General features: G+C 29.0%; 27 protein-coding genes. 11 read left to right on the top strand and 16 right to left on the bottom strand.

The window, feature by feature from the left end; translation table 11 throughout:
- Positions 1 to 4: 4 nt before the first annotated feature.
- Both EL235_RS03830 and ybeY read right to left on the bottom strand, forming a co-directional pair.
- On the bottom strand, positions 5 to 973 hold the full coding sequence (locus EL235_RS03830) for a DUF3298 and DUF4163 domain-containing protein (RefSeq protein ID WP_126340839.1): 969 nt from the start codon (positions 971 to 973) through the stop codon (positions 5 to 7).
- A complete protein-coding gene (gene ybeY, locus EL235_RS03825; protein WP_126340838.1) occupies positions 974 to 1,384 on the bottom strand; it encodes an rRNA maturation RNase YbeY in 411 nt (136 codons plus the stop codon).
- Between the two features lie 52 nt (positions 1,385 to 1,436).
- Here ybeY and queC point away from each other — a divergent pair, with 52 nt between their 5' ends.
- Both queC and EL235_RS03815 read left to right on the top strand, forming a co-directional pair.
- Positions 1,437 to 2,102: a 7-cyano-7-deazaguanine synthase QueC gene (gene queC, locus EL235_RS03820; RefSeq protein WP_126340837.1), complete on the top strand. Its 666-nt coding sequence runs from the start codon at positions 1,437 to 1,439 to the stop codon at positions 2,100 to 2,102.
- A 69-nt stretch (positions 2,103 to 2,171) separates the two neighbouring features.
- On the top strand, positions 2,172 to 2,744 hold the full coding sequence (locus tag EL235_RS03815) for a YceI family protein (protein WP_126340836.1): 573 nt from the start codon (positions 2,172 to 2,174) through the stop codon (positions 2,742 to 2,744).
- Between the two features lie 41 nt (positions 2,745 to 2,785).
- Here EL235_RS03815 and EL235_RS03810 read toward each other — a convergent pair whose 3' ends face one another.
- The 6 genes from EL235_RS03810 to mobB all read right to left on the bottom strand — a co-directional run bounded on the left by EL235_RS03810 (position 2,786) and on the right by mobB (position 7,976).
- Positions 2,786 to 3,529 (bottom strand): substrate-binding domain-containing protein, encoded by a 744-nt coding sequence (locus EL235_RS03810; RefSeq protein ID WP_114640287.1) that lies wholly within the window; start codon positions 3,527 to 3,529, stop codon positions 2,786 to 2,788.
- A gap of 74 nt (positions 3,530 to 3,603) precedes the next feature.
- The gene (locus tag EL235_RS03805) at positions 3,604 to 4,545 is read right to left on the bottom strand and encodes a hypothetical protein (protein WP_114640286.1); all 942 of its coding nucleotides are present in this window, start codon (positions 4,543 to 4,545) and stop codon (positions 3,604 to 3,606) included.
- The gene (gene metG, locus EL235_RS03800) at positions 4,545 to 6,431 is read right to left on the bottom strand and encodes a methionine--tRNA ligase (protein WP_126340835.1); all 1,887 of its coding nucleotides are present in this window, start codon (positions 6,429 to 6,431) and stop codon (positions 4,545 to 4,547) included. The genes EL235_RS03805 and metG overlap by 1 nt, the downstream gene beginning before the upstream one ends.
- A gap of 13 nt (positions 6,432 to 6,444) precedes the next feature.
- The gene (locus EL235_RS03795; RefSeq protein ID WP_039625990.1) at positions 6,445 to 6,639 is read right to left on the bottom strand and encodes a hypothetical protein; all 195 of its coding nucleotides are present in this window, start codon (positions 6,637 to 6,639) and stop codon (positions 6,445 to 6,447) included.
- A complete protein-coding gene (locus EL235_RS03790) occupies positions 6,639 to 7,487 on the bottom strand; it encodes a class 1 fructose-bisphosphatase (protein WP_114640284.1) in 849 nt (282 codons plus the stop codon). Before EL235_RS03790 ends, EL235_RS03795 begins: the two co-directional genes overlap by 1 nt.
- Positions 7,488 to 7,496: 9 nt before the next feature.
- Positions 7,497 to 7,976 (bottom strand): molybdopterin-guanine dinucleotide biosynthesis protein B, encoded by a 480-nt coding sequence (mobB, locus tag EL235_RS03785; RefSeq protein WP_114640283.1) that lies wholly within the window; start codon positions 7,974 to 7,976, stop codon positions 7,497 to 7,499.
- 86 nt (positions 7,977 to 8,062) lie between these two features.
- Between mobB and EL235_RS03780 the strand changes: the two genes are divergently transcribed.
- Positions 8,063 to 8,557: a hypothetical protein gene (locus tag EL235_RS03780; protein ID WP_126340834.1), complete on the top strand. Its 495-nt coding sequence runs from the start codon at positions 8,063 to 8,065 to the stop codon at positions 8,555 to 8,557.
- Here the strand turns inward: EL235_RS03780 and EL235_RS03775 are convergent.
- The 3 genes from EL235_RS03775 to gltX are packed head-to-tail and all read right to left on the bottom strand — an operon-like array spanning position 8,445 to position 11,667.
- Positions 8,445 to 10,082, bottom strand: coding sequence for a lytic transglycosylase domain-containing protein (locus EL235_RS03775; RefSeq protein WP_126340833.1), 1,638 nt, complete (start codon positions 10,080 to 10,082; stop codon positions 8,445 to 8,447). The two genes, EL235_RS03780 and EL235_RS03775, sit on opposite strands and share 113 nt — an antisense overlap.
- On the bottom strand, positions 10,083 to 10,370 hold the full coding sequence (locus EL235_RS03770; protein ID WP_039625983.1) for a YggT family protein: 288 nt from the start codon (positions 10,368 to 10,370) through the stop codon (positions 10,083 to 10,085).
- A 1-nt stretch (position 10,371) separates the two neighbouring features.
- A complete protein-coding gene (gene gltX / locus EL235_RS03765) occupies positions 10,372 to 11,667 on the bottom strand; it encodes a glutamate--tRNA ligase (protein WP_114640281.1) in 1,296 nt (431 codons plus the stop codon).
- Positions 11,668 to 11,800: 133 nt separating this feature from the next.
- On the opposite strand from gltX, the gene EL235_RS03760 reads away from it, so the two are divergent.
- Positions 11,801 to 12,223 carry a PepSY-like domain-containing protein gene (locus EL235_RS03760; RefSeq protein ID WP_126340832.1) on the top strand — a complete coding sequence of 141 codons (423 nt, stop codon included), beginning with the start codon at positions 11,801 to 11,803 and terminating at the stop codon, positions 12,221 to 12,223.
- Between the two features lie 21 nt (positions 12,224 to 12,244).
- Here the strand turns inward: EL235_RS03760 and EL235_RS03755 are convergent, their stop codons facing one another.
- The 5 genes from EL235_RS03755 to EL235_RS03735 form a co-directional block, all read right to left on the bottom strand.
- Positions 12,245 to 12,778 (bottom strand): HyaD/HybD family hydrogenase maturation endopeptidase, encoded by a 534-nt coding sequence (locus EL235_RS03755; protein WP_039625977.1) that lies wholly within the window; start codon positions 12,776 to 12,778, stop codon positions 12,245 to 12,247.
- The gene (cybH, locus tag EL235_RS03750; protein WP_039625976.1) at positions 12,775 to 13,467 is read right to left on the bottom strand and encodes a Ni/Fe-hydrogenase, b-type cytochrome subunit; all 693 of its coding nucleotides are present in this window, start codon (positions 13,465 to 13,467) and stop codon (positions 12,775 to 12,777) included. Before cybH ends, EL235_RS03755 begins: the two co-directional genes overlap by 4 nt.
- 15 nt (positions 13,468 to 13,482) lie before the next feature.
- Positions 13,483 to 15,198: a nickel-dependent hydrogenase large subunit gene (locus EL235_RS03745; protein ID WP_114640280.1), complete on the bottom strand. Its 1,716-nt coding sequence runs from the start codon at positions 15,196 to 15,198 to the stop codon at positions 13,483 to 13,485.
- A 2-nt stretch (positions 15,199 to 15,200) separates the two neighbouring features.
- A complete protein-coding gene (locus EL235_RS03740; RefSeq protein ID WP_039625972.1) occupies positions 15,201 to 16,340 on the bottom strand; it encodes a [NiFe] hydrogenase, small subunit in 1,140 nt (379 codons plus the stop codon).
- 160 nt (positions 16,341 to 16,500) lie between these two features.
- Complete coding sequence (locus tag EL235_RS03735; RefSeq protein WP_114640279.1) at positions 16,501 to 19,074, bottom strand: ATP-dependent Clp protease ATP-binding subunit; 2,574 nt, start codon at positions 19,072 to 19,074, stop codon at positions 16,501 to 16,503.
- Between the two features lie 205 nt (positions 19,075 to 19,279).
- Between EL235_RS03735 and EL235_RS03730 the strand changes: the two genes are divergently transcribed.
- The 7 genes from EL235_RS03730 to crcB are packed head-to-tail and all read left to right on the top strand — an operon-like array spanning position 19,280 to position 24,434.
- On the top strand, positions 19,280 to 20,596 hold the full coding sequence (locus tag EL235_RS03730; protein WP_126340831.1) for a S41 family peptidase: 1,317 nt from the start codon (positions 19,280 to 19,282) through the stop codon (positions 20,594 to 20,596).
- A 1-nt stretch (position 20,597) separates the two neighbouring features.
- Positions 20,598 to 21,311 carry a phosphoribosylaminoimidazolesuccinocarboxamide synthase gene (gene purC / locus EL235_RS03725; RefSeq protein ID WP_039625969.1) on the top strand — a complete coding sequence of 238 codons (714 nt, stop codon included), beginning with the start codon at positions 20,598 to 20,600 and terminating at the stop codon, positions 21,309 to 21,311.
- An 8-nt stretch (positions 21,312 to 21,319) separates the two neighbouring features.
- Entirely contained in the window at positions 21,320 to 21,556 is a 237-nt protein-coding gene (purS, locus tag EL235_RS03720; protein ID WP_114640278.1) for a phosphoribosylformylglycinamidine synthase subunit PurS, read from the top strand.
- Positions 21,553 to 22,203, top strand: coding sequence for a phosphoribosylformylglycinamidine synthase subunit PurQ (gene purQ / locus EL235_RS03715; RefSeq protein WP_039625965.1), 651 nt, complete (start codon positions 21,553 to 21,555; stop codon positions 22,201 to 22,203). Before purS ends, purQ begins: the two co-directional genes overlap by 4 nt.
- Positions 22,197 to 23,402, top strand: a complete 1,206-nt coding sequence (locus EL235_RS03710) for an SH3 domain-containing protein (RefSeq protein WP_052243272.1) — start codon at positions 22,197 to 22,199, stop codon at positions 23,400 to 23,402. The genes purQ and EL235_RS03710 overlap by 7 nt, the downstream gene beginning before the upstream one ends.
- The gene (locus EL235_RS03705) at positions 23,380 to 24,069 is read left to right on the top strand and encodes a lysophospholipid acyltransferase family protein (RefSeq protein ID WP_114640276.1); all 690 of its coding nucleotides are present in this window, start codon (positions 23,380 to 23,382) and stop codon (positions 24,067 to 24,069) included. Before EL235_RS03710 ends, EL235_RS03705 begins: the two co-directional genes overlap by 23 nt.
- On the top strand, positions 24,066 to 24,434 hold the full coding sequence (gene crcB, locus EL235_RS03700; RefSeq protein ID WP_126340830.1) for a fluoride efflux transporter CrcB: 369 nt from the start codon (positions 24,066 to 24,068) through the stop codon (positions 24,432 to 24,434). Before EL235_RS03705 ends, crcB begins: the two co-directional genes overlap by 4 nt.
- Positions 24,435 to 24,436 lie beyond the last annotated feature (2 nt).

The raw sequence follows: 24,436 nt of genomic DNA, 5'->3' as shown, positions 1-24,436 counted from the left end.
AGGCTTATTTGATTTTACTCAAATAAGCTAATTTTGAATTATTTTTCCAAAAAGGTTTTAACTCATCATAACTTATAAAAATTTCAATTACTCCAGTAGAATAAGGAGCTATATCATAAGGCTCCCATATCAAAGCTAATCCGTTTTTTCTCACTTCAAAAATTTCACTTATTTTAAGTTCTTTAATATCAAATAATTCATTTTCATTATATAAACTTAAAATCTTTTGCTTAATCATATTCTGAAAATCTTCATTTTCTATTTTTAACTCATTTTTTAATCTAAGAAGTTTCATATCATCAATACTATAGGTTTTTCTTAAAAAATTAGTTATACCATGAGCACCACCTTTATACTCATAAATATTTTTTCCTAAAGAGATAATATGCTCATCTTGATAAATTATATAAGCTTGAGAAAAAAACTCATTATTAGAAATATCTTCTTTATTCCATTTATCAAAACTTTCTTTTATTTTTTGTTTTAATGAATTTTTATCTAAGTTCTCATTAAAATCATCAATAATTTTTTCTAAATTTTTATTTTGACTTGATAGTTTTAATATATCTTCACTAAAATCAAACTCGATACTCTTATTATCTTCTACTTGTTTGTGTTCTTTAAGTGATAATTGATAAATACCTGTATTGGATTTATTAGCTAAAAAGTTAAATTCTTTTTTCACACCATCTATTTTACATAGGGCTTCGAATTTATTTTTATGTATGTCTTTTAAAACACAAGTTCCAAAATCTGCTATATCTATATAATACTCATCATTTTTAGCACTACCCCAAAAACTATATTGTTTTTGTTTTGTTTGAACAAATCCATAGCTGGTGTTACTTTTACTAGAGCTATATAGGTAAATATCAAATTCCTTTCCTTCTAAAATATTTAGCGCGAATGTATTTTCACTATAAGCATACAAACTCACACATAAACTTAAACTAAAAGCAAATTTTTTAAACATTTATTCTCCTTGCACTCTTACAATCAAACTTTTTGGCAATTTAAAATATTCAATCCATTCTTGTTCTTTTTGTCTCATTTGTCCTTGATCTATTTCATGATCATAGCCTTGCAAATGAAGCATAGCATGGATAAAAAGTAATGCCATCTCTTCTTTTTCGCTATGTTTATACTCTATAGCCTTTTTACTTACTTCATCTAAATTTATCACTATACTTCCAAGTAATTTTTCACAATTTTGTACTAAAGGAAAAGACAAAACATCTGTAGTTTTATCTACCCCCCTTTGATTAAGATTAATTTCATGCATGGTTTTTTCACCCACTAAAACAAGTTCTATATTTTGATCACTCATTTTTTGGGCAATTTTTTCAAGAAAAGAAATATCCATTTCTTCTTCGCAAAAAATCATTATTATCCTTTTGGTTTTATAATTTCAAATTATATCAAAATTAAGGAAAAATATGAAAAAAGCTCTTTGTATTGTAAGCGGTGGTATGGATAGTACCTTATGTGCATATTTGGCTAAAAAAGAAGGATATGAAATCATTGCTTTGCATTTTGACTATAATCAACGCACTATGCTTAAAGAAAGAGAATGTTTTAATAAAATTTGTGAAAAACTTAATATAAAAACAAAATATATTTTAGATGTTTCTTTTATAGCTAATATTGGTGGTAACTCTTTAACAGATTTAAATTTAGAAATTCCAAAAGAAAAACTCCACGAAAAAGAAATTCCAAATACTTATGTTCCTTTTAGAAATGGTATTTTTTTATCCATAGCAGGAGCTATAGCTGAAAAAGAAAAATGTGAAAATATTTTTATAGGAGTAGTACAAGAAGATAGCAGTGGCTATCCTGATTGTAGTGAAAAATTTATACAAAAAGCAAGTGAATTTATTAATGAAGGTACTACAAAAACTTACAATGTAAAAATTAAAACCCCGTTAATTCATCTAAGCAAAAGACAAATAGTTAATTTAGCTTTAAAAGAAAAAGTAGCTTTAGAACACACTTGGTCTTGTTATGAAAGAGAAGATAAAGCTTGTGGCAAATGTGATAGTTGTTTATTAAGATTAAAAGGTTTTAAAGAAGCTAATGCAAAAGATTTTATAGAATATATATAAAAAAATATATTTGTTAATATTTTTTATTTGTTTATATAGTATAATCTTTAAATATTAAAGGAGAAAAACATGAAAAAAATACTACTTAGTTATTTTTTAGCTGCTTCAATTTTGGTAAGCAATACTTTAAGTAAGGAATTTAGCTTAGACAAAGCTCACACAAATGTTGGTTTTAAAGTTAAGCATTTGCAAATTAGTAATGTAAATGGGAAATTTAAAGATTACGATGCGGTAATTGATTTTGATAGCGCTAAATTTGAATTTAACAAACTTCATGCAAATATAAAAGTTACCTCCATAAATACTGAAAACAAAGCAAGAGATGCTCACTTACAGCAAGATGATTTTTTCAAAGCAAAGACTCACCCAAATATCACTTTTACAATGAGTAAATATGAAAAAATTTCCAATGAAAAGGGTAAAATGTATGGTTCATTAAACATTGCTGGCGTAAGCAAAGATATCGTTTTAGATACCGAAATTGGCGGAGTTATTAAAACAGATAGTGGCAAAGAAAAGGCAGGATTTACTTTACAAGGACAAATCAAAAGAAGCGATTTTAAATTTGCTCCAGATACTTCTAGCTTAACACTTAGCGATGAAGTGCAAATAAATATAGAAGCAGAAATTAACGAAAAATAATTTTAAAAGCATTTTACTTCAAAGTAAAATGCTTTTTTAATTTATTTAGCTAACCAACCTTCTTTTTCCCATACTTTTTGTGCTTCTTTACTTTGTGTAAAATCTATAAATTCGGCCACTTTTGGATTTTTCAAACCTTTTTGTGTTGGAACTATTTCAGCAGCTCTATAAATAATTGAACTCTTATCTGCTTTAATAAATTTATTTTCTTTCTCGCCAACTGCTTTGATCCAGTGCGTCCAAATAATTAAAGCATCGATATTTGGATTATTTTTCCACTCATCGACTGCGGCTTTTGAATTTTTTGCATACACTTTGATATTTTTTCTTAATTTTTCTAGATTTTCAACTTTTCCTGTTTTTAAAGCCATATCTTCATATAAGCCAACCTGCCCTGCTCCATCAACTACCATAACACTAACACCATCTTTTAAAAGATCTTCAAATTTTTTAATTTTTTTAGGATTGTTTGCTCTTACTATCATTCCTGAGCCTCTAGCATTTAAAACTTGAACATCTTGTATTTTAATTTGTTTTGGCATAGCCTTAATAAATCCATCCATCATAGATGTATTACCAGAATAAATAATATCAGCATCCATTTTTGCTTGTTTAATCCATTTAGGAGTTGGTCCTGCATTAATAGTAACTTTTTCACCATATTTTTCTTCAAACTGTTTTGCAAGCTCTTTTAAAACAGGAGCAGGACCACCTGGACCATAAACTAAAATTTCAGCATTTAACGCTGCTGCTGCAAATAAACTTATAAATAAAATTTTTTTCATATATACCCTTTAAATAAAAATTGAAGATATAAATATAGCTTTTTATTATTAATAAAAATTATTTTTAGATATTTTTAATCAAATAAACTATTTTCGCTTTTTTTAGGAGAAAAATAACTTACAAAATCTTCTTGGTTGTCTTTAATAAGACAATATTTAAAATCGGTAATTTTTTTTAATTCTTTTAAATGTGAGTAAGAAAAATCGCAAAATAAAGAATTTCTTAATGCAATCTTAAAATCTTTAATATTTTGGAGTTTTTGTGCTATAAAATCAAAATCTTCTTCATTTTCTACGAGTAAAATCACCCTAGAACTCCCACCAAAAACACAAATTTCATTTTTTGAGTTTAAAAAATAGGCTTTAAAAAGCTCTAGTTTTTTATCATTAAAACTAAAAGGTAATTTTTGCTCTTCAATAAAATCAATAAAACTAGCAAAAATATCAACATAAAAGAATGCAAATTTTAACTCTTTAAAATATAAATTTTTACAAAGCACGCTCGTTTGAAATAAAGACTTACAACCTAAAATTTCATATTCGCATGACTTTAAGGTGTGAAAATTTGATTTCAACTTTAAAATAAAATTCTCATCACTAGAACAAAAGAAAGTCTTTTCTTTAGAATTTTTTAAAAGATCAAAATCTAACAAAATATTGGAATTTAAAATTTTAAAATTAAAAGCCTTTGCAAATTTTAACTCTATGTTATTACAATATAAAAACTCATAAGATTTTTCTTCACAAAAAAATCTAAAAAGCCTAAAAATAGCTTCCTCGATGTTATCAACTTGAAGATAAAATACTTCCTTATCTTCAAGTTTTAATTTTTCCTCGCTTACTATAACATAAACACCAAGTTTCACTGCATAGCTAGCTTGCTCTTGATTTTTGGCAAAAAAAACACCAGCTTGTTTGATTTTATTCAAGTCAATACTAAAATCATAGACACTAGAAGTTGCTCCATAATTTAAAACTTGAGCATTAATAAGCTCAATAAAATTAGAAATATTCATTAGCCTATTAAAGCTCCATTTTCAATAAAACTTTGTGGGCTAATCAAAACCAATTTTCCATTTTTTTCAGCACTTAAAATCATACCTTGACTTTCATGACCAAAAATTTTAGCTTTTTTTAGATTGGTAATGACACAAACTTGCTTGCCTATTAACTCACTAGCTTTATAAAATTTAGCAATACCAGAAAGTACTTGTCTTAACTCGCCATTTTCAAGTTCAAGTTGAAATTTTAAAAGCTTTTCACTGCCTTCTATACTCTGACAATCTTTTATTAATGCTACTTTAATTTCGATTTTTTTAAAATCATCGATTTTAATTTGAGGTAGACTTGGTTTCTCTTCTACTTTTTCTTCTTTTTTGCTTTCTTGGGTTAATTCAACTTTTGGAAATAAAGCTTCACATGCACTTGATTTTAAATCGCATAATTGATTATTTAAAATTAATTTTTGGTAATTTTCATTTGAAATTTCAAAATTTAAAGCTTTGGCAATTTTTAAAGCTGTTTTTGGCATAGCAACTGAAAGTAAAATAGTAACTTTTGTTAAAATATTAGCACACAAAGCCACTAAAGCATTAGCTTTTTGCATTTGATCATTTTTAATTAAATTCCAAGGCTCGTATTTGCTAATACTTAAATTTGCTAAAGATAAAGCCTTGAAAAGCTCTTCTAAATAACGATTTGGTTGGATATTTTCTAAAGCATTAATTGCATTATCTAGATACTCTTTGCATTCATTTAATTCTTGATTAAAATGCGAATTCACATTTTTGCATTCAATAATATTTTGAGAATACTTAGCACTCATACCAATAATTCTGTTTAATAAATTTCCAAGCTCATTACTTAATTCTGCATTGATTCTAGTAATTAATGCTTTTTGTGAAAAATCCCCATCATTACCAAAAGGAACTTCTCTGAGTAAAAAATATCTAAAAGCTTCTAAACCAAAAGTATCTGCCACTTCTTTAGGTGCTACTACATTGCCTTTAGATTTACTCATTTTTTCACCATCTTTAGTCCACCAACCATGTGCTGCTACAAATTTAGGCAAAGGAAGCTCTAAACTCATCAAAAACGCAGGCCAATATACTGCATGAAAACGCAAGATATCCTTGCCAACAAAATGAATATGAGCAGGCCAAAGATCCATATTTTTTTCATCAAGTCCATAGCCTAATGCACTCACATAGTTCATCAAAGCATCAAGCCAAACATACACCACATGTTTTTCATCATTTAGTTCTTTTGGAAGCTTTATACCCCATTCAAAGCTCGTTCTTGTAATAGAAAGATCTTTTAAGCCACCTTCTACAAAGTGGATTAATTCATTAGCCTTATTTTTAGGTAAAATCGGCTCTTTTTCTTTATACCATTTAAGAATTTGATCTTGATATTTAGAAAGCTTGAAAAAATAACTTTCTTCTTTTAAAAGCTGTGTTTTTTTGCCACAATCTGGACAATGACACTCATCTACAAGCTGAGTTTGAGTAAAATAACTCTCACAAGAAACACAATAAAAACCTTCATAGGTACCTTTATAAATATCACCCTTATCAAACATTTTTTTAAATGCTTTTTGTACACTTAATTTGTGATTTTCATCCGTAGTTCTAATGAAATAATCGTAAGAAATTTCAAACTCATCCCAAAGTTTTTTAAATTTGGCACTAATTTCATCTGCATATTCTTTAGGGGTAAAATTTCTAGCGCTAGCAGCTTGCTCTATCTTTTGACCATGCTCATCTGTACCTGTTAAAAAGAATGTTTTTTCTCCTTGCAAGCGATAAAATCTAGCCAAAGTATCTGCTATAATCGTAGTATAAGCATGACCTATGTGTGCCACATCATTTACATAATATATTGGAGTAGTAATATAACGCATTTTCAACCTTTAATTAAAAATCAAATCCACCTTCTTTACCTTTAGACATACTCTTATAAACCGCATCAATATACTCTTTTCTTAAAGAGCACTCAAAAATCATAGAGCAAGGTAAACAAGATTTTAAGTTTTTTTCGTTTTGACAAGTTTGAAGTTCATTTTTTTTAACTTCTAAAGCCAGCTCAAATTCATCTTTAACTTCAGCCATTAAAGCCCTTTATAAGCTCGTTTTAGTTTTTCAATTTCATATTTTGAACCCAAAAAGCATGGCGTACTTGCATGGATTTTTTCAAATTCTAAATCAAGTAAAGAATCATTTTCTCCATTAGTAGAAAGCCCTCCTGCTTTTTCAAAAATAAAAGCAAAAGGAAATACCTCAAAATATGCTCTTAATTTTCCATTTGGCGCATCACTTGTTGCAGGATATGAAAATAATCCTCCACCTTTGAGTAAAATTTGGTGTAAATCACTTACCATAGCACCTGAATATCTTAAACGATATCCTTCATCAAATAAAGCTTTTATAAAAGCTCTATGAGTATTTGACCAATTTTTTTGTGTCCCACCACTTGCATTTAATTTGCCTTTTTCGTTTAATTTTAAATCCTTGACAAAAACAAATTCATCATTTTCATTTAACCTATAAAGCTTAGGAATATCTATGCATACTATAAGCTCTAAGCGCACACCATAAATAGCATAAACTGCTGCTTTTAGATTTTTTGCACTAGCCTCTTGCTCATAAATAGCAAAAATAGAACCTATAGCAAAATTCACATCTACCAAAGATGAACCGTCTAAAGGATCATAAGCAACAATGTATTTTTCATTTTCATTGATTAATAATTGCTCTTGCTTTTCCTCACTAATTAAGCTTTTTATACCTTTGCTTTGCTTTAAAATTCTAGTGATAATCTCATCACTTTTTACATCAAGTTTTAATTGATTATCTCCTGTAGCATTTTGAGAAGTAGTATAATCAAAATCTTTTAAATATCTAAGTTCTTTTGAAATTTCAATCACTGTTTTTTGTATATCGTTAATTAATTCTTGCATATTTTACCCCTATACTTTTTTTGAATTTTTTAATATAAAATCACAAATACTTTCTAAATCATCCAAATAAAGCCAAGTTAAATTTTCATTTTCGATTTTCTCATAGCTTGCAATAGCCTTAGAATAAGCAAAATAGCTCTCATCTACTTCTTTACAAAAAACACTAATTCTTGGCATATCTAAGGTTTTTAAGCCCTCTATAAATAAAAAATCAAATTCCCCTAGTTTGGAAATAGCTTCATCTAAAGTACTTGGAGAATGTGTAAATAAAGTTGTCCTTGTAGGGCTTAAAACCATTACATCAGCACCGCTTTGAAAAAATTTAAAACTATCTTTTTTTGCTATATCAAAACTTGCTTTATCTTTTGGATCATGTTTTATAATACATACTTTATAATTTTGCTCCATAAAATATTTAGCAACTTGGGTTATTAAAGTTGTTTTACCTGAATTGGAAGGCCCACTAAAAGCCATTGCTAATCTTTTCATAACTTCCTTAAATCAAAGAAAATAAATAAAATTATATCTTTTTAAAAGTTAAAAGCTTATAATTATAAAAAAATTAGGAATAAAATATGAAAAAAATTTATATGATTATTTTTTTAACACTTATTTTTACTGCATGTTCAAATAAAACCCAAAAACAAAGCGAAATCGATTTAAAAAGCCAAACTCTTATGTATGCACAAAAAATCAATTTTAATTATAAAGATAATAGAGTAGTAGCTTTGTTAAGTTATCTAAATCCTGTATTAGATGAAAAAAGTCAACAAGAAGTTTTTATGCTTAGTTTTTTACCAAATATCAATATCAAACAAGAGCAAATTTCAATACTCATAGATGGAGAAAAAACTAATTTAAAAGCCTTAGATCAAAATGATGAGCTGTTTAAATATATCATCAAAAGTGATTACGCAAGTTATTATAAAATCACTCTTGATGAGTTAGTACAAAAACCTATTTTAAAACTTGATTTGTGTTTTGAGAATCAATGTTTTGAGTTAAAGTTTCAAAAAATTTCGAAATCGGTGTATTATCGTTCAGAAGATGCAAATACACAATATAATTAGCTAAAACCTTTTTAGCATACACTCTACTTTCTGCATAAGGAACAAGCTCCATAGATAAAAATGGCTCGTACTTTCCTGCTCTAAACATATCTTCTCTTTTGAGCATTCTAGTGGTAAATCCTATACCTCCATTGTAAGCATAAGCCACAAATACCGGAGAATTAAGCTTAGATTCTAAATAATCTAAGTGATGATTTGCAAAAGTGTAAGCTATTTTTGGATCAAAAAGCATATCTTGGTCAAAATTTGGAATTTGTAACTCTTTATTGCCTATATGATTAGCTAAAAATGGGATAAATTGCATTATACCCAAAGCATAAGAAGTTGAAATTGCTGTTGGTATAAAACGACTTTCTTGTCTAGCTAAAGCTAAAATCATAGCCTTTCTTTGCGTAGAATAATCTTTTAAATATTCAAAATAAGGCATAATAAAATAATGTTTTTTAAAACCCTCGGCTCTTTCTTTAATATAAGCATAAATGGCGATATTTTCTTTAGTATAAAAATCTTTTGCAAGCTTTTCTAGCTCATTAGGAGTACCTTTTGCAATTTCTTTTGCAAGTTTTTGCCAAGCAAAAGGATCTTTCATATCAAAATCATTTTTTTGTTTTCTTGGATTTAACTCCTCTATTTTAGGTAAAGGCAAACCTTTTAATTCTCTTGCATAAAGACTATAAATATTTAAAGACTTACTTTGAGTAAGCTCATCAAGATACTTTTTATCTTGTGTTATTAGATATATCCAAAAATTTGCATTGTCCACTAAAGGCTTGCTTTTAAAAGTATCTTTTGCTACTTGGAAAAATTCCAGTGCCTTTTTATCGTCATTTTCTAAAATAGCATTCACACCTAAATAAAAAGCATTATCTTGAAAAGTTAAATTTGCATCTACATTAACCAAAGATTTTCTTATCAATGGGCTTTTTTTCTTAATGATGATTTCTTTTACAAAATTTGTAAATTCTTTTTCTTTTGCTAGTTCATCAACAAAATCTTTTTCTAAGAAAAAATCTTTTTTATCTTTTAAAAAACTATAAATTTTATAAAAATTTACGCTATCATAATTTAAAACTGCATAACTTAAAGGATCTTTAGCATCAAAAGCTTCTAAAAGTTTTATTAAATTTGGATTATCTTGTGGGATAATTTTTTTCATTTCATTACGCGTTGAAGTATTAAGATCTTGTATAAAAGTTAAACTGTTTAATCTTACAAGCTGACAAGTAACATTAGCATCTAAAATATTTTGCGTGTCAAATTTATAACAAGCTTCATATTCTTTATTATACCCCAAAGGTGGAATAATCACTTCAATAGCATTTTTAATACGCCCTGCATAACGATAAATATGTTCTTTTAAACCCTCAACTTCTTCTTTTTTAAATTCATTTTTTTCTAATAAACGATATAAATAATAATCCTTAGCTAAAGAATTTGGTTTTTGCTCTAATTCTTTATAAGAATATATAGCACTATTTGCAAAAACCGCTCCAGCTAAAAGCAATACTACACTTTTTTTAAACACTTATAAACTTCCTAAAATTAAATTTGATAAAAATATTTGAATAAATTTTAATCCTAAAATAATAATCAAAGGTGCCAAATCAATACTTCCTATGGTAGTAGGAATAAATCTTCTTACAAAAGCATAAGCAGGATTAGTTAAACGATATAAAATTTGCACTATAGGATTATAAGGATCAGGCCTTACCCAAGAAATCAATGCAGCAATAATTATAATCCATACATAAATTTCAATCACCAAAGAAAAAATTTGTACCAAAGATATAATCAAACTTGTTCCAACTCCCATTTTACTCCTTTATAATTTCTTTAATAAAAGGCTTAATTAAAGTATAAATTTCACTCATTTCAGGTCCGTGAGTAACCCCTGTTAATACTAAACGCAAAGGCATAAAGAAATTTTTACCTTTTAAATTTGTTTTTTCCATCAAAATCTTTTTAAACTCATCATATTCTTGAGACAAATCTAAATCTTTTAAAACCTCTTTAATCAACTTACATTCATTTTCAAATTCATTATAATTTTTAACTGAAAAAATGGCTTGTATTTTTTCTTTTATTTCATTTAGAGTGCTAGCTTCTTGAGTATAAAATTTTGCAAGCTCTGCTACATCTTTGCCTAAATTTAACAAAGAATTTAATTTATCACTATCAAGCATTTTTATATGTTCACGGTTAATTTGCATTAAGCGCTTAGTATCAAACCTAGCAGGAGATTTTGAAACTTTTTTCAAATCAAACCATTCTATAGCTTCTTCTAAAGTAAAAATCTCTTTTGGAGTTTTATTGCCTAAAAGGATTAAATAATTTGCAATAGCGCTTGCCAAATATCCATTATCAAGCATCCATTTTACACTAGAATGAGCCTCTCTTTTACTCATTTTAACACCCTCTTCATTTAAGATGATAGGTAAATGTGCATAAGTCATGCTTTTATCATAACCCAAACTAGCTCTAATATGCTCTTGCTTAGGAGTATTTGAGACATGATCTTCACCCCTTATAATACAAGTAACACCTTCTAGCATATCATCAACCGCACATGCAAAATTATAAGTTGGGGTTTTATCAGCTCTCATAATCACAAAACTATCAATATCTTCAGGATTAAAACTAATCTCGCCTTTAATATAATCAGTAAATTTCATTTGAGATTGAGGTTTTTTAAGACGGATTACAAAAGGTTTCTCACAATTTAACACATCAATATCTGCTAATTTTTCACAAGTGCCATCGTATCTATATGCTTGATTTTTGCTTTTAGCTAATTCTTTTTTATGCACCAATTCATCCTCAGTACAAAAACAAGCAAAAGCTTTTTTCTCACTTACTAGTTTTAAAGCCATTTGACGATGAAATTTCAAATTCTCACTTTGCACATAATAATGCTGCCAAGTTATACCAAATTCTTTTAAAATAGCTTTTATTTCTTCTTCTTTTCCAGCAATATTTCTAGCATTATCCGTATCTTCAATACGTAAAATAAAATCAGAATTTTCTTGTCTTGCTTTAATGTAATTAAACAAAGCTGCTCTTAAATTTCCAATATGCATATCTCCAGTAGGCGATGGTGCAAACCTATACATTATTTATCCTTTTAAAACTTTTTTATCATTATACAATTAAATACTTGCTATTTATTTTAAAAAAACAAAGTTCACACAAAATTCACTCAATATTTATATGATTTCACAAATAATTCAATTCAAAGGATAAAAAATGAAATTAAAAATAGCTTTAATGGCATTAGCTCTAGCAAGTTGTGTTTTTGCTAAAGATATGGTTGTAGGTGTAAATGCTTTACCGGCAAATTCTAAAAATTTTATACAAAAACACTTTGCAGGCTCAAACATAGCTTTAGTTAAACAAGATATTGATAGCTTTGATGTTTATTTAGACAATGGAACTGAACTTGAGTTTTTCATCAATGGAGATTGGAAAGAAATTGATGCAAAATATAGACCGATTGATACTTCTTTTTTAAGTCCAAACATTTTGGCAACAATTAAAAAAATGCACCCAAATGCAAGTATAATTAAAGTTGAAAAAGAAATTCAAGGTTATAAATTTAAACTAAATAATATGATGGAAATTTATACTGATGTAAATGGAAATTTCTTAGGACAAAAATTTGATGATTAAAAATTAAGCTAAGCTTTCTGCTTAGCTTTTATAAGAATTTAGAGCAAGCTCTTGTATGTTATAATTAGCAACTCTCTCGTAAGTAAAGCCTTTTTTCTCTAAAAAATCAAGTAAAATTTTCTCCATTTTTTCTAAAGCATTCAAGACCTCTTTTGAAAGTTCAAAGCTCAATGGTTCTATGCGTTTTGGCACACAAGCTAAAATTTGAGTTTTAGGCAAATCTCCCATAAGCTCCATGTATTGTAAAGTTTGAAGCATTTCAACCTCATGCGCACTACCACTCCAATTAACTTTTTTTGGCATTGCATCATAAGGAAAGAAAAAAATATCTCCGATTTTAGCATCATCTGCTGCAATACAATCAATCACAACCATTTCATCATATTCAGCTATAATATAACTAAGTTGCAAAGCCAAAGTTCCACCATCTACAAAGCTCACTGAGTCTTTTTCGTGATAAAACTTATAATTTTTTTCTAAAAGTTTGCAAAGATGAACGCCTAAGCCCTCATCTGCAAACATAATATTACCAATGCCTAAGATTAGAAGTTTCAATGATTTTCTCTTACAAATTTATAACCACTAAAGATGGCATCTAAAGCACCATCTTTACCTTTAACTGAGTTAAACACAGCCATATAAATATGCACTGGAACAAAAATCAACACAACCCACATTAAAATTCTATGGTAAGTTCTAACATCAGCTAACCCACCTAACATTACCTCAATAGGTCTTAAGATATTGTATAAAAATCCACCCAAGCCTTCATGATATACATGCATATAAAGGATTAGACCTGTTAAAATAAGCCCAAACATAACAAAATAAAAGAAAAAATAAGTTGCAAATTGCAAAGGATTATACACACCTTGCAAATGCGGGTGTTTTCCTAGGAAAATGTAAAATTTAATCTGCTCTATCCATAATTTTACATTAAAAATATCTTTAATACTTCTTCTTTCATTTGCACTTTTTGGATCAAAAAAGAACAAATATGTTTTAAAAAGCACACAAGCTATCATGATAAAGCCAAAAATTTGGTGCACCATGCGGTATTTTGCCTGCATAAATAAAGTCGGTTCAGATGAAATAGAAGGAGATTGAAATACATAAGAAATATAATATCCAGTTCCCACCAAAATTACGATTGCAACCGCTCTTAACCAATGCGTAAAACGAAGGCCAATACTAAATTCGTATTCAGCCTTTCTATTTGATTTTAAGGAATGTTTAGAATCCATACTAAAGTCCTTTCCTTATAAATTTACATTTACTTTATACTCGCTAAGATTATTACCCTTAGTATCCATTACATGCACAGCACATGCTATACAAGGATCATAAGAGTGAATAGCTCTTATTACTTCTAAAGGTTGTTTAACATCAGCTAGTTTCATACCGATAAGACATTGCTCATAGCTACCGCCTACTCCATTTGCATCTTTTGGACTTGCATTCCAAGTAGAAGGTACTACTGCTTGCCAATTTTCAATTACACCATTTTTAATTCTACACCAATGACTCAAAGCACCACGAGGCGCACTTCCCATAAATCTACCTTTGTATTCTTTATTTTTATCAATTACATAAGTAGCACAAGTACTTTCATCTGTTTTTAAATTTTCAACCAAAGAATTAAATGCTTTTAAACCATGATCAGCAATGATTTTAGCTTCAATCGCTCTAGCACCCGTTCTTCCTAAAGTACTCATAAGTGCTTTAACTGGTAAATTCGTAGCTTTTAAGAATGAATCAACCGCTTCTACTACGATTTTATTACCCTTGGCATAATTAACTAAAATATTTGCCAATGGCCCAACTTGCATAGGTAAATTTTCATATCTTGGAGCTTTGATCCAGCTGTATTTACCTTTAGTATCAAATACTTTGCTATGAACCATATTGCCTTTATCATCAATGCTTTCACCATCAATTAAGCCTGTATAGTTTGGATTAGTTTTACCATCATAAGGATGTAAAGCTTCATTGTCTGCATACCAAGCTCTTGTAGCTTCTTCAGTGATTTTAGCTTCATCTACTTCTTCAACCTTACTCAAATCACCATTTCTAATAATACCACCTTCAAACAACCACTCATCACTTGAAATTTGGAATTCTCTTTCAGTATAGAAGTTATTTACTCCTACATCATTTAACACGCTTGCTTCTTTAGAATAAGCTTTTGCTGCCATGATTAAATCCGGATAATAAGCACGATTAATAAAATCAGCCACCTCTTGAAATTTAGTCATATATTCAGCCATTCTTGATGGGTTTAAAAGATCCATAACACAAGTTACACCACCTACCGTTAAACTTTGTGGATGAGGATTTTTAGCACCAAAAATCGCCATAGCTTGAGCTATTGTTCTTTGAATTCTTAAACATTCTAAATAATGTGAAAGCGCAATAAGGTTTTGCTCAGGAGTAAAACGATAAGTTGCGTGTCCATAATAAGCATTTGCAAATGGCCCAAGATTTCCTTTATCTACAAAAGTTTTTAGTCTTTGTTGCACTTCTAAAAGTTTATCTGCACCTGTTGCATAAGGCATATCAGTGTATTTAAACGCTTCATCACTTGCTTTTTTTACATCAGCACTTAAAGCACTTACAACATCAACAAAATCAAGCCCATGAAGTTGATAAAAATGCACAGGATGATCATGCATATATAAAGCCGCATTCATTAAAGTTCTAGTTAAAACTGCATTTAATGGCGGAGTAATACCCAAAGCATTTTCTACTGCAATAATTCCTGCTCTATAATGCGAAAAAGTACAAACACCACAAATTCTTTGAGTTAAAAAGCCTGCATCTCTTGGATCACGGCCTTTTACAATAGTCTCTAAACCTCTCCATAAAGTTGATCCTGAATATGCTTCTTTGATGACATTGTTTTCATCAACTACCACTTCAACTCTTAAGTGTCCTTCTATTCTAGTAAGTGGATCTATAATAATTCTTTTTGACATTCTTAATCCTTATTCTTTTCTAATGAAGCAATCACAGCATGTGCAGCAACAGCAACACCTGTTACACAAAGCACACCTATACCAATTTTATCTGAAATACTATCAGCACCCAAACCATAAACAGTATCAAATAATCTTCCTGCCATCACTTCTTCAAAAGGCCCCATAGTATCCCAAAAATCCGGTTCAGAACAACCTATACAACCATGTCCAGCTTGTACTGGCCATGAGGTATGTTGATTAAATCTTTCTTTTGAGCAGTTATTAAAAGTATAAGGTCCTTTACAACCTACCTTATAAAGACAATATCCTTTTTTTGCTCCCTCATCGCCAAATTGTTGCACAAACTCACCCGCATCAAAGCGTCCTCTTCTTTCACAAAGATCATGAATTCTTAAAGCATAAGCCCATTTTGGTCTATTATAAGCATCAAGCGCTGGTAATGTTTGATACAATATATAATGAATCACATTACCTATAATATTTTTCTCACTTGGAGGACAACCTGGCACATTAATAACTGTTTTATTTGTAACTTTACTTAAGCTTACAGCATTACTTGGATTAGGTCTAGCAGCTTGAATACCACCAAAAGCTGAACAGGTACCTATAGCAAAAATAGCCAAAGCATTATCACAAGCTTGCTGTGCTATTTGCTTACCTGTTTTACCGTGTGGTCCTATGGTTAAAAAGTTTTCTGTAGAACCTGTTGGTATGCCACCTTCTACCATTAAGATATATCTACCTTTATATTTTTCCATAGCAGCTTCAAGATTATGTTCAGCTTGCCAACCTGCGGCATTCATTATAGTTTCATGATACTCTAAAGAAATGTGATCAAAAATCAAACTATCTATAGTAGGAGCATCAGTTCTTAATAAACTCTCAGAACACCCTGTACACTCGGCCATATGAAGCCAAATAACTGGAAGCCTATCACTAAGCTCAGCAGCTCTTGCAACTACTGGAGTAAAACTAGCAGGCAATGCTAAAAATGCAGTCATTGCACTAGCCCATTTCATAAAATCTCTTCTTGAAAAACCTGATTGTTCTAAGGCTTTAGAAATAGAAATCTCATTTTTCAAAAGAGGAAGTTTTTCTAATGCGTCTAAACGGCGATTAAAAATATCTAAATCACTCATTTGTTGTTCCTTAAATATAGAAATATCATTAAAAATTTTAAAACATTTATTGTTAAGAATAGATAAAAAAATAATAATTTTTTAAACAAATATACGAAATATTTACAATTTAATGTTAATAGGATAATTTTACTCTAAAATAAGCAAGTATTAAACTTGCTTATTGTCTAACAATGATAATCTCATCATTTTTAGAATCTATAACAATCTCATCATTCTCATTTAGCTCATCTGATAATATCATATCACTTAATTTATCTTCTACCATATCATATAAAGCTCTTTTTAATGGTCTTGCACCAAAATCTACATCAAAACCAACCTTTGCTATTAAACTAGCAGCATTGTCACTCAAACTTGCCTTGATACCTCTATTTTCAAGACTTTTTTGCAAGGTATTAAAAAGCAATTTAACTATTTTTTCAGCTTCGCTTTCCCCTAAAGGATTAAAAGTGATAATATCATCTAAACGATTTAAAAACTCGGGTCTAAAAAAACTTCTAAGGGCTTCTTTGATAGCCTTTTCTCTTTCTTCACCCTTTAGCTCCATAATAAAATTTGCACCAATATTAGAAGTTAAAATAATAATAGTATTAGTAAAATCAACCGTTACACCTTTACTATCTGTAGCCCTACCATCATCTAAAATTCCCAAAAGTATATTAAATACATCTTTATGAGCTTTTTCTACTTCATCAAACAAAATCACGCTATAAGGCTTTCTTCTAACAGCTTCAGTTAATTCTCCGCCTTCTTCATGCCCTATATATCCTGGGGGTGCACCTAAAAGTCTTGATACGCTGTGTTTTTCCATAAATTCACTCATATCAAAACGCACCATAGCTTTTTCATCATCAAATAAAAATTTAGCCAAAGCCTTAGCACTTTCTGTCTTACCTACTCCAGTTGGACCTAAAAATAAAAAGCTTCCTATAGGCTTAGTTGCTTGATTTAGCCCTGCTTTATTACGTTTAATAGCTTTAGCCAAAGCACTCAAAGCCTCATCTTGCCCTACGACGCTTTCTTGTAGATACTCTTGAATGTGTAAATATTTTTGCTTTTCAGAAGTAAGCATTTTTTGCACACTAATGCCTGTCCATTTACTTAAAATACCCGCTACTAAATCATCATCTACTTGATTTTTAAGCAAAACTCCTTCTTGGGTCATTTGTTTCCATTTTTCTTCTAAATTTAATACCTCTTTTTCGCACTCTAAAATTTTGCCATATTCTATTTCAGCAGCTTTTTGGAAATCTCCTTTATTTTTAGCTAAAATAGCTTCATTTTTTAAAGTATCAATTTCTTTTTTCTTTGCACTTATACTATTAAATACTGCCTTTTCATTTTCAAATTTAGCATTAAGTTTGATTTGCTCTTCTTTTAAATTTGCTAATTCTTTTTTAATCTCTTCTAGTCTTTTTTCATTAGCTTCATTTTCTTCCATTTTTAAAGCTTCATTTTCTACTTCCAAGCTTTCAATTTGCTTTCTAACCTTTCTTAAAGAATTTGGCTCACTTTCTATTTGCATTTTTAATTCTGCTGCGGCCTCATCAATTAAATCAATCGCCTTATCAGGTAAAAATCTATTAGCTATATAACGCTTAGATAGTTTTGTAGCTGCCACTAAAGCACTATCATTGATAGTTACATTATGATGAATTTCTAATTTTTCTTTTATACCTCTAAGCATAGCCAAAGCTTCATTTACGCTAGGTTCAGCTACATTTACAGGTTGAAATCTTCTTTGTAAAGCAGCGTCTTTTTCAAAATATTTTCTATATTCTTTTAAGGTTGTAGCGCCTATAGTATGAAGCTCACCTCTTGCTAAAGCAGGTTTTAAAATATTTGCTGCATCCATACTCCCTTCATTTGCACCTGCACCTACAATGGTGTGAATTTCATCTATAAATAAAATTATGTTTTTATGTTTTATTACTTCATTTACAACAGCTTTTAATCTATCTTCAAATTCACCTCTGTATTTTGCTCCTGCTATTAAAGCGCTCATATCCAAAGCTATGACTTTTTTATTTTGCAATGAAGTAGGAACATCTTTTTTTACTATTCTTTGTGCTAAAGCTTCTACTACAGCAGTTTTACCTACTCCTGGCTCACCTAATAAAATAGGATTATTTTTAGTTTTTCTGATTAAAATTTGCATTAATCTTTGAATTTCTTCTTCCCTGCCTATGACAGGATCAAGTTCATTGTTTTTAGCTTTCATAGTCAAATCAATACCAAATTTAGACAAAGAATCAAGCGTTTCATCACTTGTTTTGGTTTCTATTTTAGCTCCTGCTCTAATAAATTCTAATTCTTTTTTAAACTCATTTAAATCTACAAATTTAGATAAAAGCTCCTTAACAACCCCGCTCGTACTTTCTGAAACAAGCCACATATCCACAGCTAAATAACTATCTTTGTTTTCTAAAGCCAAGCCTTTTGCTTTTTCTAAAGAATTAATAAATTCATTTGAAAATTTAATATTATCTTTATTTACATTTGAACTAGTAGGAAAAGATGAAATTTTACTTTTTACTTCTAACTCAAATACCTCTTTAGAAACATTTAATTTATTAAAAACTTGATTTAGCAAACTTGAACTATCAACACTCAAAGCCCATAATAAATGCAAAGGTTTTATTTCACTATTCTTAGAATGAATGGCCAAAGAAATCGCACTTTCTATATTTGAAAGCATAGAGTCTGTTAAAAAATCTTGTATATTTGCCATTTTTACTCCTTTTTACTTTTATATGAAATATATTATATAACTTTAGTCTATTATTGTCAAGTTTATTTAGTTATATTTATAAATAATTTTTTATATATATACACTAATATCATAAAAATATTTACTTTATTTACGATTTTTTAAGCAAAAATAACTAAAATTAGATAATTATTTTATGAATTCATATTTATTTTGGAGTTTTCCTTTGAAGACAAAAAGAAATCTTATTATCGTAGCTAGCATTTGTAGTTTAGTGACCGCTTCTTTTATTTTTACTAATTTACAAGCTAAAAATCCCGCTCCTAGTGAAGCAGAAAAGAAAATAGAAGCTTTATCTAAACTCACAAGAACCATGTCTATCATAGAGCAATATTATGTTGATGATGTTAATTATACAGATTTAGTTGATAAATCCATTGCAGGTTTGCTAACAAATTTAGATGCTCATTCTTCTTTCTTGGATGAAAAAGGTTATAAAGAGCTTAAAGAGCAAACTAATGGAGAATTTGGTGGACTTGGCTTTACCATTACACAAAAAGATGGAGCAATTAGCGTTGTAGCTCCTATAGAAGGAAGTCCAGCAGATAAAGCAGGCATTAAAACTGATGATATTATCTTAAGAATTAACAATGAATCGACCCTAGGTATGACTTTAAATGAAGCCGTTTCTAAAATGCGTGGAGAACCTAAGACAAAGGTTACTCTAACTATCTATAGAAAAGGTGATGCAAAGCCATTTGATGTCGGTTTAAAAAGAGATATCATAAAAGTAGATAGTGTTTATACAAAATTAATCGAAAATGAAAATTTGCTTTATTTAAGAGTGACTAATTTTGATAAAAATGTCGTAGATGAAGCTAGCAAAGCAATCAAAAAACATTCTAATACAAAAGGAATTATACTAGATCTTAGAACCAACCCAGGAGGCATTTTAAATCAAGCCGTAGGTTTAGTAAATCTTTTTATAGATAAAGGAGTAATTGTCTCACAAAAAGGAAAAATTGAAAGCGAGAATATAGAATTTAAAGCAAATTCTAGTAAAAAAATCACTAACGCGCCTTTAGTAGTGCTTGTAAATGGTGGTAGTGCAAGTGCAAGTGAGATTGTAAGTGGAGCTTTACAAGATTTCAAGCGTGCTATTATCATAGGTGAAAAAACTTTTGGAAAAGGCAGTGTACAACTTATATTGCCTATGGATGAAAAAGGCAAAGAGGGCTTAAGACTTACAATAGCAAAATATTATTTGCCAAGTGGTAGAACCATACAAGCTGTTGGAGTTAGTCCTGATATAGAAGTATTCCCAGGAAAAGTAAGTAAAGAAGAAAATCATGGCTTTGAAATCAAAGAAAGTGATCTAAAAAAACACTTACAAGCTGAACTTGACAAAATCGGACACGAAGAAAAGAAAAAAGATAATAAAGAAGGTAAAAATATCATCACCAAAGAACAAATTGATAATGATATACAGCTAAAAACCGCAATAGACGCAATTAAAATTTTAAACATTACAAAAGGAGAATAAAATGACAACAAAACTGGATCTTTTATATGAGGGAAAGGGTAAAAAAATGTTTAAAACTGATGATGATAATTTACTCATCACAGAATTTAAAGATGATTTAACTGCTTTTAATGCAGAAAAAAAAGGTAATGAAGCAGGAAAAGGCGCATTAAATTGTAAAATTAGTACTGAAATTTTTCATCTTTTAGAAAAAGAAGGTATCAAAACACATCTAGTAGAAACTATCAGCGATAAAGAACAAATTGTTAAAAAATGTAATATTATACCTATTGAAGTTATTACTAGAAATGTAGCTACTGGATCTTTAACGAAAAGATTAGGTATTAAAGAAGGTACAATTTTACCTTTTGCAGTAGTTGAGTTTTGTTACAAAAATGATGACTTAGGTGATCCTATTATCAATGATGAGCATTGTTTGATTTTAAATCTAGTAAAAAGCGAAAAGGATCTAGAATTAATCAAAAAAACTGCAAGGCATATTAATTCTATCTTGGTTAAATTCTTTGAGTCTAAAGGATTAAGACTGATTGATTTTAAATTAGAATTTGGTATTGATAGTGAAGGAAATATGATACTTGCTGATGAAATTAGCCCAGATAGCTGTAGATTTTGGGATAGCAAAACCAATGAAAAATTAGATAAAGATCGCTTTAGGCAAGACTTAGGTAATGTAAAAATGGCCTATGAAGAAGTTTTAAAAAGAATTTTAAGCTAGGAAAAAGAATGAAAGTAATTGTAAATATCACACTAAAAAATGGGGTTTTAGATCCTCAAGGCAAAGCCATAGAAAAGGCTTTGCATTCTTTAGATTTTAATAACATAGCAAATGTTAAAACCTCAAAACAAATTAGTTTTGATATGGCTTGTGATGATAAAGAAGAAGCTTTAAAACAAGTTGATTTAATGTGTAAAGAATTACTTGCAAATACAGTAATAGAAGATTATGAGATAATATTATGAAAGTAGCCATTATTCGTTTTCCTGGAACTAATTGTGAGTTTGATACAGCTTATGCTTTTGAAAAACTAGGTGTAAAAACTGAAATTATTTGGCATGAGAGACAAGATTTTAGTGCAGATTTAATTGTTTTACCAGGTGGATTTTCTTATGGAGATTATTTAAGATGTGCGGCTATTGCAAAACTTGCTCCTGCTATGAAAACACTTAAAGAACATACACAAAAAGGTGGCTATGTCCTAGGTATTTGCAATGGCTTTCAAATTTTATTAGAACTTGGTCTTTTAAAAGGAGCTATGAAACATAATAATAATTTAAGTTTTATTTCTAAAATGCAAGCATTACAAGTAGTATCAAACAATAATGCTTTTTTGAAAAATTTCCAAAAAAATGACATTGTAGAATTACCTATCGCCCATGGAGAAGGAAATTATTTCAATAGTGATGATGGTATTAAAATGCTAGAAGATAAAGATATGATCTTGTTAAGATATATCAAGAATCCAAATGGCTCTTTAAGCGATATAGCTGGAATTTGCGATGAAAATAAAAAAATCTTTGGACTTATGCCACATCCTGAAAGAATGTGTGATGATATACTTGGCTCAAAAGTAGGACTTAAAATGTTTGAAGGATTTTTAAATTGCTAAAAACCTTCAAAGTTTTTTGTATTTTTTTACTAGCACTTAATTTATATGCTCAAGAAAATAGTGTTTTTGAAGATTACAATACCTTAAAAAAAAATTACAATCAATTAGACGATCAAGCTAAGCAAATTTACCAGAACATCGCTCCAAGTGATGAGGGTAATTATGAAAGCAAAATCGATGATGAAAATTTTATTCCTCAGGGTTCTTTGGTATTAAACGCAAAAGAATACACTGATGAAGCTTTCATAGATGAAGCTTTTGCTATAGATCTTGAGGTTATCACCACAACAAATGTAAGTTTTGATCTAAATGTGAGCTTTGAAAAAAATGATGATATGCTTTGGATTAATCCTAATCCTATTTGGGAACAAAAGGCTAATTCATATCATACAAAATTATGGTTTGAAGCAAAAAGCTTAAATGCTAATTTAAATAAAATTATCGTTTCTTTAAGCAGAAATGATCATATTTTTCAAAGCTCATCATTAATTATAAAACCTATTAGGTTTAAAAAAATCGACGCTCCTTCTAATAAATACTCACACATAGTTGCAAGTAATTTAGAAGTTAAACAAGTAAAAGCAAGCCATTTTGATAATGATAATATAATTTTATTTATAGAACTTATAGGAGAAAATACAAATCTAGCAAGTTTTAATATAAAAGATATTCAAAAACAAGGTATAGAAGCTATTAAAGGTGATTTTGAAAAGCAAAGTGGGTTTTATTATGCTATTTTAGATAAAAGCAAAACGCGTTTTGATTTTTCTTATTTTAATTTAAATTCTAAAGAATTAAAAGATTTTTCCTTAAAAATAGAACTTAAAGAAGATAGTATAAGTACGCAAAGTGATTTAAATCCAAAAACTAATGATTTTAATTTTTACAAACAAGTATTTTTGTGGAGTTTGTGTGGTATTTTTGCTTTATGGTTTGTATTTAAGAAAAGCTATGTAGCTTTAGGTTTAGCAATTTTGGCCCTAATAGCAAGTTTTTTAGCTCAAAATAACATATATAAAGCCATATTAAAAGCTGAAAGCAAAGTGCAAATTTTACCAACTCTTAACTCAACTCATTTTTATTCTGGAAAATACAAACAAGAAGTAGAAGTGCTAGACTCAAGAGAAGAATATAGAAAGATTTTATTTAATAATGGAAAAATAGGCTGGGTAAAAAGTGAAGATTTATCAAAGATTTAAAGCTTTAATATTTTGGATTGAATTTATTTTATCTATTATATTTTTATGTATTGCTTTTTTATTATTACAATCACAAGAAAAAATTTGGAAAATCAGAAAAATATGGTCAAAATTACAAAAATATATAATAAATTATAAAATTCAAACCCAAGGTTCTATACATCCTCAAGCTAATTTACTTTTAATCAATCACCAAAGCTTGCTAGACATAGTTGTTTTAGAGGATTTATACCCAAGGAACATATCTTGGATAGCTAAAAAAGAATTAGGTGAACTCCCTATTTTTAAAACTTTGATTAAAAAACCTAAAATTATTTGTATAGATAGAAGCCCAAAAGGTCTAGTAAAACTTTTAAAAGAAGCCAAAGAAAGATTAAAAGAAGGTAGAGTTTTAGCTATTTTTCCAGAAGGCACAAGGTCTAAAACTCAAAAGCTTTTAAAATTTAAAGTCGGAGCTAAAATTTTAAGTGAAAAGCTTAATCTAAAAGTCCAACCTGTGGTAATTGTTGATTCAGCTAAAATTTTAGATACACAAAAATTTAGTGCAAATAGCGGTATTTTAAAAGTAGTATTTCTTGATCTTGTTGATATAAGTAAAGATGACTGGCTTGAACAAACTAGAGAAAAAATGCAAGCAATTTTAGATAATGAAAGGTCGCAAGCTTGATTAGCACGATTTTAGCTGTAGGTTTTGGTGGCTTTTTAGGAGCCATATCCAGAATGCTTACTAGTAGCTTTTTTAATAAAATCATTCCGCATGATTTTCCCTATGGCACTTTACTTGTCAATATTATAGGTTCTTTTTTAATGGGCTTGTTTTTTTCTTATGCAAACTCTAAAGGTGTGCATATTTTTACTAAAAGTTTAATTAGTACGGGTTTTTTAAGTGCTTTTACGACTTTTTCAACTTTTTCTTATGAAAATTTGCTATTTTTGCAAAGTGACGATTATTTTCACTTTTTTCTAAATATTATTTTGAATGTTATCCTTTGTCTTTTGGCAGTGTGGATTGGTTTTTTAATTTTTAAATAAAG

The sequence above is a fragment of the Campylobacter lari genome (assembly GCF_900638335.1).
GTDB lineage: Bacteria > Campylobacterota > Campylobacteria > Campylobacterales > Campylobacteraceae > Campylobacter_D > Campylobacter_D lari_E.
This window is presented reverse-complemented; position numbering and strand designations above follow the sequence as displayed.

Bases quoted from the DNA above. Each gene is read 5' to 3' on its own strand.
- EL235_RS03830 (WP_126340839.1), bottom strand. From the start codon at position 973: ATGTTTAAAAAATTTGCTTTTAGTTTAAGTTTATGTGTGAGTTTGTAT.
- ybeY (WP_126340838.1), bottom strand. From the start codon at position 1,384: ATGATTTTTTGCGAAGAAGAAATGGATATTTCTTTTCTTGAAAAAATT.
- queC (WP_126340837.1), top strand. From the start codon at position 1,437: ATGAAAAAAGCTCTTTGTATTGTAAGCGGTGGTATGGATAGTACCTTA.
- EL235_RS03815 (WP_126340836.1), top strand. From the start codon at position 2,172: ATGAAAAAAATACTACTTAGTTATTTTTTAGCTGCTTCAATTTTGGTA.
- EL235_RS03810 (WP_114640287.1), bottom strand. From the start codon at position 3,529: ATGAAAAAAATTTTATTTATAAGTTTATTTGCAGCAGCAGCGTTAAAT.
- EL235_RS03805 (WP_114640286.1), bottom strand. From the start codon at position 4,545: ATGAATATTTCTAATTTTATTGAGCTTATTAATGCTCAAGTTTTAAAT.
- metG (WP_126340835.1), bottom strand. From the start codon at position 6,431: ATGCGTTATATTACTACTCCAATATATTATGTAAATGATGTGGCACAC.
- EL235_RS03795 (WP_039625990.1), bottom strand. From the start codon at position 6,639: ATGGCTGAAGTTAAAGATGAATTTGAGCTGGCTTTAGAAGTTAAAAAA.
- EL235_RS03790 (WP_114640284.1), bottom strand. From the start codon at position 7,487: ATGCAAGAATTAATTAACGATATACAAAAAACAGTGATTGAAATTTCA.
- mobB (WP_114640283.1), bottom strand. From the start codon at position 7,976: ATGAAAAGATTAGCAATGGCTTTTAGTGGGCCTTCCAATTCAGGTAAA.
- EL235_RS03780 (WP_126340834.1), top strand. From the start codon at position 8,063: ATGAAAAAAATTTATATGATTATTTTTTTAACACTTATTTTTACTGCA.
- EL235_RS03770 (WP_039625983.1), bottom strand. From the start codon at position 10,370: ATGGGAGTTGGAACAAGTTTGATTATATCTTTGGTACAAATTTTTTCT.
- gltX (WP_114640281.1), bottom strand. From the start codon at position 11,667: ATGTATAGGTTTGCACCATCGCCTACTGGAGATATGCATATTGGAAAT.
- EL235_RS03760 (WP_126340832.1), top strand. From the start codon at position 11,801: ATGAAATTAAAAATAGCTTTAATGGCATTAGCTCTAGCAAGTTGTGTT.
- cybH (WP_039625976.1), bottom strand. From the start codon at position 13,467: ATGGATTCTAAACATTCCTTAAAATCAAATAGAAAGGCTGAATACGAA.
- EL235_RS03745 (WP_114640280.1), bottom strand. From the start codon at position 15,198: ATGTCAAAAAGAATTATTATAGATCCACTTACTAGAATAGAAGGACAC.
- EL235_RS03740 (WP_039625972.1), bottom strand. From the start codon at position 16,340: ATGAGTGATTTAGATATTTTTAATCGCCGTTTAGACGCATTAGAAAAA.
- EL235_RS03735 (WP_114640279.1), bottom strand. From the start codon at position 19,074: ATGGCAAATATACAAGATTTTTTAACAGACTCTATGCTTTCAAATATA.
- purC (WP_039625969.1), top strand. From the start codon at position 20,598: ATGACAACAAAACTGGATCTTTTATATGAGGGAAAGGGTAAAAAAATG.
- purS (WP_114640278.1), top strand. From the start codon at position 21,320: ATGAAAGTAATTGTAAATATCACACTAAAAAATGGGGTTTTAGATCCT.
- purQ (WP_039625965.1), top strand. From the start codon at position 21,553: ATGAAAGTAGCCATTATTCGTTTTCCTGGAACTAATTGTGAGTTTGAT.